Here is a 10,041-nt window from a genome sequence, read left to right on the forward strand (position 1 = left end):
TGCAAAACCATAACGAAAAGGACAATAGCGATGCCGAAGAGTGTGATTATTCCAGCCGGGAGCGGTACCCCCATCGCCCCATTTGTGCCTGGGACGCTGGCCGACGGTGTGGTGTACGTTTCGGGCACCCTGCCGTTCGATGCCAGCAACAATGTAGTGCACGTTGGCGATGCAGCAGCACAGACACGTCATGTACTGGAGACGATTAAAAAGGTGATTGAAACCGCCGGTGGCGAGATGAGTGACGTCACCTTTAACTCTATCTTCCTCACTGACTGGAGCAACTACGCGGCGATTAATACGGTTTATGCAGAATACTTCCCCGGCGATAAACCGGCTCGCTTCTGTATCCAGTGTGGTCTGGTGAAACCTGAAGCCTTGGTAGAAATCGCCAGCGTGGCGCACATCGGCAAACCGGAGGCGTAATGCATCTTGAGATTCAGGGATTAACGGCCGAGGATGCGCCCACGCTGGTGCTCTCTTCTGGGCTGGGCGGCGTGGCCGGATTCTGGCAGCCGCAGTTGGCTGCGCTCACGCCGCATTATCGGGTGGTGACTTACGATCAGCGAGGCACCGGGCGCAGCCCGGATACGCTGCCCGAAGGTTACAGCATGGCCATGATGGCGGCAGAACTGGCCGACGCCTTGCAACAGCATGACATTCAACATTACGACATTGTCGGGCACGCGCTGGGTGGGTTGATCGGACTGCAACTGGCGCTTGATTTCCCTGAACGTGTAGGTCGCGTGGTGGTGATCAACGGCTGGCTCTCTTTAGATGCCCACACGCAGCGCTGCTTCCAGGTGCGTCAGGATCTGCTGCTAAACGTGGGGGTTGAAGCCTTTGTGCGTGCTCAGCCACTGTTCCTTTATCCCGCCGAATGGCTGGCACGCCATCAGGCGCGTATCTGCGCTGAAGATGCGCATCACGTGGCACATTTCCAGGGCATGGAGAATCTGCTGCGCCGCCTGCATGCACTGATGAACTGCGATTTTCGCCCGTATGTGGCAAAAATCACCCAGCCGGTGCTGGCGATTTACAGTCAGGACGACCTGCTGGTGCCGTGGAGTTGTTCACCACAGCTGGCGCAAGCGCTGCCTGCTGGCAGTCTGATTGAGATGGCTTGGGGTGGCCACGCGATGAGCGTGACCGATGCCGATACCTTTAACTCGCTGCTACTGGGCTGGTTGGCAGAAACGGCTCCCCTTCCCCGTCGTGCGGTCAGTTGATAACAGGAGCAATGACATGAGTGTGCATGAATTGCCGGTGGTACCTGAAGTAGACCGCGATGCGTTTCGCAATGCCATGGCGCGGCTGGGCTCCGCAGTGAACATCATCACCACCGATGGCCCGGCAGGCCGTGCGGGCTTTACCGCTTCTGCCGTTTGCAGCGTAACCGACTCGCCGCCAACGCTGCTGGTGTGTCTTAATCGTTCCGCTTCGGTGTGGCCAACGTTCCGCGACAACGGCCACTTGTGTGTCAACACCCTGGCCGCCGGTCACGAAGCGCTCTCTACGCTATTTGGCGGTAAAACGCCGATGTCAGAGCGTTTCGCTGAGGCAGGATGGCACACGCTGGCGACCGGCTCTCCTCTGCTGGAGGGCGCGCTGGTCTCATTCGATTGTAAAGTCTCGCAGGTGGTCAGCGTCGGTACACATGATGTGCTGTTCTGTGAAGTATTGGCATTAGCACGCAACGACGACTCGCATGGCCTGGCATGGTTTGACCGTGGATATCATCACCTTTTGCGGCAGGATGCCCGCTAATGCCGCCTTGTGCGGCCCAATCCCACTGACATCCTGGAGAGCAAGATGGCGAATTCCTGGTTCCCCCGCTGGCAGAAAAAGTCAGCCATGACTGAAAATGGGCTGATTGCGCCGGATGAAACGCTGCCACTCGGGCAGACCGTTGTCCTTGGACTGCAGCATGCTGTAGCAATGTTTGGCGCAACGGTACTGATGCCGCTGTTAATGGGACTGGACCCCAATCTGGCGATTCTGGTTTCCGGTATCGGTACGTTGCTGTTCTTTGTGGTCACCGGTGGCCGCGTACCCAGCTATCTGGGCTCCAGTGCGGCGTTTGTCGGGGTGATCATTGCCGTCACCGGATTTAACGGACAAGGGCTAAACCCCAATCTGGCGCTGGCTTTAGGCGGAGTGATTGCCTGCGGTGCCCTCTACACCTTGATTGGTTTCGTGGTGATGAAAGTGGGCACCGGCTGGATTGAACGTCTTATGCCACCGGTGGTGACGGGCGCGGTGGTGATGGCGATTGGCCTCAATCTGGCGCCGATTGCGGTGCACGGTGTGTCGGCATCGATGTTCGACAGCTGGATGGCAGTGATGACCGTGCTGTGTATCGGTGTGGTGGCGGTGTTTACTCGCGGCATGGTTCAACGTCTGCTGATTCTGGTTGGGTTGATTGTCGCCTGGGCTCTCTATGCACTGCTGACCAATGTGATGGGCTTCGGTAAACCGGTGGATTTCAGTGGCCTGGCCACTGCCCCCTGGTTTGGACTGCCTCACACCACGGCTCCGGTATTTGATATGCAAGCGATTGTGATGATTGCCCCTGTCGCGATCATTCTGGTGGCGGAGAATCTGGGTCATATTAAAGCGGTAGCAGGTATGACGGGGCGTAACCTTGATCCCTGGATGGGCCGTGCGTTTGTGGGTGATGGCCTGGCGACCATGCTTTCGGGTTCAATGGGCGGCAGTGGCGTCACCACCTATGCGGAAAATATCGGTGTAATGGCGGTGACCAAAGTCTACTCAACGCTGGCATTTGTTGCGGCAGCAGTTATCGCCCTGGTATTGGGCTTCTCACCGAAATTTGGCGCCTTGATTCACACCATCCCTGGACCGGTAATTGGCGGGGCATCGATTGTGGTATTTGGTTTAATCGCCGTGGCGGGTGCGCGCATCTGGGTGCAGAACCACGTTGATTTCAGCCAAAACGGCAATCTGATCATGGTTGCCACTACGCTAGTGCTCGGCGCGGGGGATTTCTCGTTGAAAATTGGCAGCTTCACCATCGGCGGCATTGGTACAGCCACTTTTGGGGCCATTATCCTCAATGCGATTCTCAAACGTCGAGGTGCCGCACTGGCAAACCAGGCGGCACGACCGCAGCCTTAAGGTTCTTGCGGTGCCTGATCGGGCACCGCTTTCTTCCGTCGCAGCCGCAGTTCACTGACGATCACGCCGCAGACAATCAGCGCGCCCCCCAGCAATGCCGCCGCAGGCAGTCGCTCGCCCGCAATGCGTCCTACAACCCCTGCCCAAACCGGTTCACCCGCATAAATCACCGTTGCCCGCGTCGGAGAGACACTGCGCTGCGCCCAGTTCATGGTGACCTGAATCAGCGCACTTGCCGCACCCAGACCCAGTGCGCTGAACAACAGCGGCGCGGACAGAGTTGGCACTGATTCGCCATTGGGGATCATAAAGACAAATGCGCAGGCTGAAGCCACCATCAGCTGAATCAAGGTGACACGGCGTACATCAACTTCACCGGCATAACGGCTGATCAAAATAATTTCTGCTGCAATCGCCAGCGTGCTAAGCAGCGTAGCGATTTCGCCCGCATTCAACGTCAGGCTGCCATCTTGTGGCCCTGCCACCAGCACAAGTCCGGTAAAGGCCAACAGAATCCCCATCCACGCCATCAACCCCGGCGGGCGGCGCAGAAACAGCCATTGCAGTAACGGGACCACCGGCACATAGAGCGCCGTCAGAAAGGCCGATTGACTACTCGATATGGTTTGCATACCCCAGGTCTGAAGACCATAGCCCCCGGCAATGGCCAGCCCGATCAGCGTGCCGGCTTTGATTTCCAGCCAGGTCATCTGCTTAAGGTAGCGACGGAAAAAAAAGGCCAGAATCAGCGATGCCGTAGCAAAACGCAGCCCAACAAAGAAAAAGGGACCAGAATGAGCCATCGCCCGATGTACGACCAGGAAGGTTCCACCCCAGACCATGGTGATGAAAATAAGAACCAGCTCCTGACGAGAAATACGTAGGCTGAAACGAGAAGTGGAAACGGACATAACGCACCAGAATAATCAATTGGCGGTTATTTTTGCTCATCACGTGGGGCAATTGCAATCGCTGTGACCGCCGGGATAAACCCGGCGGAGGGGAACATCACAGCCGTATTATTTCTTACTACGACTGCGCCCCCCTTTCTCACCCGCTTCAGAAGCGCGTTGCGGATCGTTTCTAAAATTACCGCCACTGTTTTTACCGCCTTTGCGGCCAGCTTCTGCAGCTCTCTCACGGTCTTCGGCGAAGTTGCCTGATCCTCCACGATGTTGAGCCATCATTTCCTCCAGGGATTGAGCATCTGTGGTTAGGACTTTTCATCCAATGAGGTGAAAAGCAAGGCGGTGGAATGTCCTTACCGCCTGCTGAAAGAATAGCCAATCAAGCGCAAGATCTTGCTGATATTCATACTTTGAAACACATAATCATCTTATTTATTCAATCAAAGCCAGATAAAGCGCCAGCATACAGGCGGTTAGCCCGGTATTTAGCGTAACGGTTAATCGGCTTGCCCTACCTCTGCACAGCACCTCGCGTAAGCTCTTCTATACTTCTGAATACTCATCACTCTCAGCAGGATGGAAACCATGGCAAAAATTTTGGTGCTTTATTATTCCATGTATGGGCATATCGAAACCATGGCGCAAGCCGTGGCTGAAGGCGCAAAAAGCGTGAGCGGCGCAGAGGTGACGATATTACGCGTACCTGAAAGCATGGAAGCTGAACGGTTTGCGCAGGTCGGTGGCAAGGTTAATCAAGCCGCTGCAGAGGCGAAACCGGAAGATCTACCGCAGTATGACGCAATTATTGTTGGCACACCGACCCGCTTCGGCAACATGGCCGGACAGATGCGCAACTTCTGGGACCGCACCGGCGGTTTATGGGCCTCAGGCGCGCTTTACAGCAAACTCGCCAGTGTCTTTGCGTCCACCGGTACTGGGGGCGGTCAGGAACAGACCATTACGTCGGTGTGGACCACTCTCGCCCATCACGGCATGGTGATTGTGCCCATTGGCTACGGCACCAAACAACTCTTCGATATTTCTCAGGTTCGCGGCGGGACACCTTATGGCGCCACCACCATCGCGGGTGGCGATGGTTCACGCCAGCCCTCTGCTGAAGAACTGGAAATTGCCCGATATCAGGGCCAATACGTCGCCGGACTGGCGGTAAAACTGCAAGGATAAATCCACTACAGGAGACCTTTATGGCCACAGAACAGTCAAAAGCTCACCACGTGGGCGAATGGGCCACGCTGCGCCACACCTCACCCGAAATTGCTGAAGCAATATTTGAAGTGGCGGACTATGACGAACGACTCGCGGAAGAAATCTGGCGTCAGCAAGGAAGCGATGATGTGCTGCTCCGCGCTTTTGACAAGACGGATCAAGACGTTTTGACGTGGGACGACAAGACGGTCGAGCGTAAGAACGTTTAAATCACAGGCGGGCTGGTCCCGCCTTTGTCATTTTTACATGCCAAGGAACCCTTTATGTCAGCCTATCAAAGTATCAATCCGGCCAATAATGAATTGCTGAAAACGTGGCCCGCGCATGATGACACTTTTATGCAGCAAGCCCTCAGCACCGCAGATGCGCTCTATCATTCCGCGTGGAGTAAAGGCGATATGCAACCGCGTTTGCAGGTGCTGCATAAGCTCGCGGATTTAATCGATCAACGTGTTGATGAACTCGCCACCATCGCCAGTAAAGAGATGGGCAAGCTGATTGGCCAGAGCCGGGGGGAAGTGAAAATTTGCGCCCAGATCGCGCGCTATTATGCCGAACACGCTGCGCATCTGTTGCAAGCGCAGCCCTACCCCAGCGCAGTGGGTGATGCGTGGCTGGAGTACCACCCGATTGGCGTGATCGTCGCCGTCGAGCCATGGAATTTTCCCTACTACCAGTTGATGCGTGTGCTGGCACCCAATCTGGCCTTGGGTAATCCGGTGCTGGCAAAACATGCCAATATTGTGCCGCACTGTGCCGATGTGTTTGAAAAGTTGGTTGAGGAAGCCGGTGCACCCAAAGGGGCCTGGACTAACTTATTTATTTCTACGGAACAGGTGGCAGACTTGATTGCTGACTCTCGCGTCCAGGGTGTGGCCTTGACCGGCTCTGAACGCGCCGGTAGTGCGGTGGCGGAACAAGCCGGGAAGCATTTGAAAAAGTCCACCCTTGAATTGGGAGGAAACGATGTGTTTGTGGTGCTGGACGATGCCGATGTCGACGAGGCAGTGCGACAAGGAGCACAGGCGCGTTTGAGCAACTGTGGTCAGGTATGTACTGCAGCCAAGCGCTTTATCCTGCATGAAAAAATCGCCAGTGAGTTTATGGCAAAATTCAGCGTGGCACTGCAATCAGCGACGCCGGGCGATCCGCTGGATGAGAAAACTACCCTGGGCCCACTGTCTTCGAAAGATGCACGCGATCGCCTGGTCAAACAAGTGGATGATGCGGTGAAACAGGGTGCGCGCGTGGAGTTTGGCGGTAAGGTAATTGAAGGCGTAGGTTGCTACTACCAGCCAACGGTATTAACTGGCCTGACACCGGATAATCCCGCCTATTATCAGGAGTTTTTCGGTCCCGTGGCGCAAGTGTATGTGGTGGCGGACGATCGTACTGCGGTTGCCCTGGCTAACGATTCTCACTATGGATTAGGCGGTTCGGTCTGGACGCGCGATATTCTGCGTGGGCGCAATATGGCATCACAGATTGAAACCGGCATGGTGTTTATCAACTCCCAGAGCGACACAGCAGCCGAATTGCCATTTGGTGGCGTGAAGCGTTCGGGATATGGGCGTGAACTCTCCGATCTCGGCTTGAAAGAGTTTGCCAACCAGAAGCTGGTGGTGGTGGCCGGCTAGTCATAATAAAAAACCCCGTCGAGACGGGGTTTTTTCATTGCCTGACCACTTAGTTGCTGGCCGGTGCCGGTTGCTGAGCGGGTTTAGTTGCATCAGTTTCCGGTTTGGCATCAGCCTGGGCTTTCTGGGCTGCTGCTGCATCGGCTTTCGCTTTTTCCTCTGCTGCTTTCTGTGCAGTGGCTTTCTCGGCTTTGGCTTTTTCCTCAGCGGCTTTCTGGGCAGCCGCTTTATCGGCTTTAACCTTCTCATCGGCGGCTTTGGCATCTGCCGCTTTCTGAGCAGCGGCTTTATCCGCGGCAGCTTTATCGGCAGCTGCTTTATCAGCAGCAGCCTGGTCTTCTTTCACTTTCGCATCATCAGCTGCAGCGGGAGCAGGTTGCGCAGCAGGCTGTTCTGCGGGTGCAGGCGCTGCCGGTTGCAAAGGCGTGCCCTGCAGTGCGGTGTTTAAAGCGGTAGTGAACTGGTCCCAGCTGCAGTAGCCATTGGCATCTGCATCACATCCCGCCAGTTGCAGCGTGACACGCTTCGGTGGATTTTTCAGACTCAACACATCTGCATCGCGCAGTTGTTCAGCCGTCTGATAAACGTACTCCACTTTCAGTAGGTCTTTATTGTTCTTCGCATCATGCCAGCGCTCAAAGACGACCTGACCACCAATTGGCGTTTTCTCATCGTTGCCTGGCAGTTCATAAGGTTTAACCTGCAATGCACTCAGCAACGACGCGATGTTGGAATCGTGACCCACCATCACCGTGACTTTCGGCGCATTGGCTTTGTCTTGATCCACTAACTGGCTGCGGATGTAATCCACCAGCGGCGCGGCCACTTCGCGCGCAACATCGGGAGAGGTAAACAGTGCGTCCTGATAGCCATTTTTAATCGCGGCCAGCGCTTTCCACTGCTCAGGCGTTTTGATCTGCCCCCAGGCAACCTGATCCGCAGGGAAACCTTCGTAATATTGCAGGGTAAAGGCATCCACCAGCGAGTTACCGATTTTCAGCGGGCCGTTTACGTTCGGCTCTTTACCGTTTTCTGCACTGAAGGTGTTGTCACCGCTGCTCAAATCACACTGTTTTTTACCGTTACAGGCTGGTGCAGATTTGTAATCAACAATCTTTTCCAACTGCTGGAAAGCCGGTTTCAACGCCAGCTTTTCATTGGCAGCCGTCATCGCAGCCAGCGCTTTCTTGTTGAATTCATCGCTGCCGTCGGTGATCACCGGATTGAAGATCGGATCCATGGTTCCCATCTCATCTTGATGGGTAACGCTGATATCACAGCCTGGGAACGCGCCAGTAATAAAGTACTGTGCGGTCGCGACAGTGCGCTGCAGGCTATTGGCATAGACGAAGATATTGCTACTGTCAGGACAGGTACCGCTTTGCACCAATCCCTGCTGTGCCAGCCACTGGCGGGTATAGTTACCCATGTAGACTTCCAGCACGCCACCTTTGGTGGTCAGCTCGCCGCCGGGGACATCCCATTGTGGCCAGCTTTTCTTGGTGGATTGCTCCAGCACGCTACCGTTGTTCGCCAACGGTGCACGTAAATTGTGACGACTCAGCATCAGCACCTGCTGCAGCTGCATATCCCCCTCTGCCGCATAAGCAGACATACCCATTGGGAGCGCAGCGATAACTGACAACGCGCAAAGACTCAGTTTCTTGATCATTGTGCCTATTCCATAATTCATCAGTGAAACACTCTGGCATTCAAACGATTAGCTCGCCATTGAGCGAATTACCGCACAGTGTAACCCAGCTTGCCTCGGAAAATCGCCAGATGTTTGCAAAAACCGTGAATGGACTATAGCAGTAATCGCGCGTGCCGTCGGGCAACGGCAGCAGTTTGAAAAGCAAAGGGATGTTTTTAGGAATCTCTGAACGCTGAAAAGCAAAAAGCCCGCATCGCTGCGGGCTTCTTTAATATGGCGGAGGAACAGAGATTCGAACTCTGGGATGGTTTCCCATCGACGGTTTTCAAGACCGTTGCCTTAAGCCACTCGGCCATCCCTCCGGGGATTTTTTGTTACGACACTCAGTAAGAGTGATGGCGGAGGAGGAGAGATTCGAACTCTCGGATGGTTTCCCATCGACGGTTTTCAAGACCGTTGCCTTAAGCCACTCGGCCACCCCTCCGCAATGAGGCGCACTATAAACATCCCCCCGAACGATGTAAAGCGTCGATTGAATCGTTCGCCTGAAAAACAGTCAAAATGCATTTTTTTGCTGTCAAAATCGCCATTCTGCTCAATGAAACAGCCATTTATCGCGTAAAGATGGGTAAAACGCCTTTGCTGCTTTCCTGCCGTTGCGTATTCTCAACCGATATTTGGTGTTCTCTCTCTATAATGGAGCGCATGATGGATAGAATAATTAGCTCGTCGCAGCAGCAATCGCTGATCAGCACCCACAAAGTGCTACGCAATACCTACTTCTTACTGGGCTTGACGCTGGCGTTCTCAGCGGTCACCGCCACGCTCAGCACCGTGTTTGCCTTACCGTCACCAGGATTGATCCTGATGCTGGTCGGTTTTTATGGTCTGATGTTCCTGACCTATCGTCTGGCAAATAGTCCTGCGGGCATTCTGGCCGCCTTTGCCTTTACCGGTTTCCTCGGTTACTGCCTGGGACCAATACTCAGCTCCTTCCTTGCCGCGGGCATGGGAGATGTGATTGCCATGGCACTAGGCGGAACGGCGCTGGTGTTCTTCTGCTGTTCAGCCTATGTCCTGACCACCCGCCGTGATATGTCGTTCCTGGGCGGAATGATGATGGCCGGTTTCGTGGTGCTGCTGGTTGCGGTGGTTGCCAACATCTTCCTGCAATTGCCTGCACTCCACCTGGCAATTAGCGCCCTGTTTATTCTGTTCTCTGCCGGTGCGATTCTGTGGGAAACCAGCAACATCATCCACGGTGGTGAAACCAACTACATCCGCGCCACAGTCAGCCTGTATGTGTCGCTCTATAACATCTTTGTCAGCTTGCTGAGTCTGCTGGGCTTTGCCAGCAAAGATTAAGCCGCCAAAGATTGCGTCCCTCACCCCGCTTCGGCGCTGAGGAATCCCCAGTAATGGGCGGGTAAAATAAGACAGGCATAGAGATATGTGATCTACTGATTGTTCCACCAAT

Annotated in this window: 11 protein-coding genes and 2 tRNA genes; 8 read left to right on the top strand and 5 right to left on the bottom strand. The window is 54.8% G+C overall.

All coding sequences use genetic code 11. The features are described 5' to 3' along the window. Positions 1 to 30 precede the first annotated feature (30 nt). The 4 genes from rutC to rutG are packed head-to-tail and all read left to right on the top strand — an operon-like array spanning position 31 to position 3,138. The gene (gene rutC / locus QMZ30_RS24930) at positions 31 to 426 is read left to right on the top strand and encodes a pyrimidine utilization protein C (RefSeq protein ID WP_058969380.1); all 396 of its coding nucleotides are present in this window, start codon (positions 31 to 33) and stop codon (positions 424 to 426) included. Beyond that, on the top strand, positions 426 to 1,229 hold the full coding sequence (gene rutD, locus QMZ30_RS24935; protein WP_283229297.1) for a pyrimidine utilization protein D: 804 nt from the start codon (positions 426 to 428) through the stop codon (positions 1,227 to 1,229). The genes rutC and rutD overlap by 1 nt, the downstream gene beginning before the upstream one ends. A gap of 16 nt (positions 1,230 to 1,245) precedes the next feature. After that, positions 1,246 to 1,767 carry an NADH-dependent FMN reductase RutF gene (rutF, locus tag QMZ30_RS24940; protein WP_283229298.1) on the top strand — a complete coding sequence of 174 codons (522 nt, stop codon included), beginning with the start codon at positions 1,246 to 1,248 and terminating at the stop codon, positions 1,765 to 1,767. A gap of 45 nt (positions 1,768 to 1,812) precedes the next feature. Next, positions 1,813 to 3,138, top strand: coding sequence for a pyrimidine utilization transport protein G (rutG, locus tag QMZ30_RS24945; RefSeq protein WP_283229299.1), 1,326 nt, complete (start codon positions 1,813 to 1,815; stop codon positions 3,136 to 3,138). Here the strand turns inward: rutG and QMZ30_RS24950 are convergent. Both QMZ30_RS24950 and QMZ30_RS24955 read right to left on the bottom strand, forming a co-directional pair. Continuing rightward, positions 3,135 to 4,049 carry a DMT family transporter gene (locus QMZ30_RS24950; protein ID WP_039328939.1) on the bottom strand — a complete coding sequence of 305 codons (915 nt, stop codon included), beginning with the start codon at positions 4,047 to 4,049 and terminating at the stop codon, positions 3,135 to 3,137. The genes rutG and QMZ30_RS24950 overlap by 4 nt on opposite strands. A gap of 108 nt (positions 4,050 to 4,157) precedes the next feature. Further along, positions 4,158 to 4,322: a con-10 family general stress protein gene (locus QMZ30_RS24955; RefSeq protein ID WP_071845623.1), complete on the bottom strand. Its 165-nt coding sequence runs from the start codon at positions 4,320 to 4,322 to the stop codon at positions 4,158 to 4,160. Between the two features lie 309 nt (positions 4,323 to 4,631). Between QMZ30_RS24955 and wrbA the strand changes: the two genes are divergently transcribed. Genes wrbA through QMZ30_RS24970 form a run of 3 tightly spaced genes read left to right on the top strand, consistent with a single transcriptional unit; the run spans position 4,632 to position 6,910 of the window. After that, entirely contained in the window at positions 4,632 to 5,231 is a 600-nt protein-coding gene (gene wrbA, locus QMZ30_RS24960; protein ID WP_283229300.1) for an NAD(P)H:quinone oxidoreductase, read from the top strand. A 20-nt stretch (positions 5,232 to 5,251) separates the two neighbouring features. Further along, the gene (locus tag QMZ30_RS24965) at positions 5,252 to 5,482 is read left to right on the top strand and encodes a YccJ family protein (protein ID WP_283229301.1); all 231 of its coding nucleotides are present in this window, start codon (positions 5,252 to 5,254) and stop codon (positions 5,480 to 5,482) included. Positions 5,483 to 5,536: 54 nt separating this feature from the next. Then, complete coding sequence (locus tag QMZ30_RS24970; protein WP_283229302.1) at positions 5,537 to 6,910, top strand: NAD-dependent succinate-semialdehyde dehydrogenase; 1,374 nt, start codon at positions 5,537 to 5,539, stop codon at positions 6,908 to 6,910. 49 nt (positions 6,911 to 6,959) lie between these two features. On the opposite strand, the gene agp is transcribed toward QMZ30_RS24970, so the two are convergent. From agp to QMZ30_RS24985, 3 genes are all read right to left on the bottom strand, one after another. Beyond that, on the bottom strand, positions 6,960 to 8,582 hold the full coding sequence (gene agp / locus QMZ30_RS24975) for a bifunctional glucose-1-phosphatase/inositol phosphatase (protein ID WP_283229303.1): 1,623 nt from the start codon (positions 8,580 to 8,582) through the stop codon (positions 6,960 to 6,962). Between the two features lie 256 nt (positions 8,583 to 8,838). After that, a tRNA-Ser gene (locus tag QMZ30_RS24980) sits at positions 8,839 to 8,926 on the bottom strand. Positions 8,927 to 8,960: 34 nt separating this feature from the next. Next, positions 8,961 to 9,048: transfer RNA gene (locus QMZ30_RS24985), tRNA-Ser, on the bottom strand. Positions 9,049 to 9,272: 224 nt separating this feature from the next. On the opposite strand from QMZ30_RS24985, the gene yccA reads away from it, so the two are divergent. Then, a complete protein-coding gene (gene yccA, locus QMZ30_RS24990; protein ID WP_034820380.1) occupies positions 9,273 to 9,929 on the top strand; it encodes an FtsH protease modulator YccA in 657 nt (218 codons plus the stop codon). The last annotated feature ends 112 nt before the right edge of the window (positions 9,930 to 10,041 follow it).

This window comes from Pantoea sp. EA-12, assembly GCF_030053355.1.
Taxonomy (GTDB): domain Bacteria; phylum Pseudomonadota; class Gammaproteobacteria; order Enterobacterales; family Enterobacteriaceae; genus Pantoea; species Pantoea vagans_C.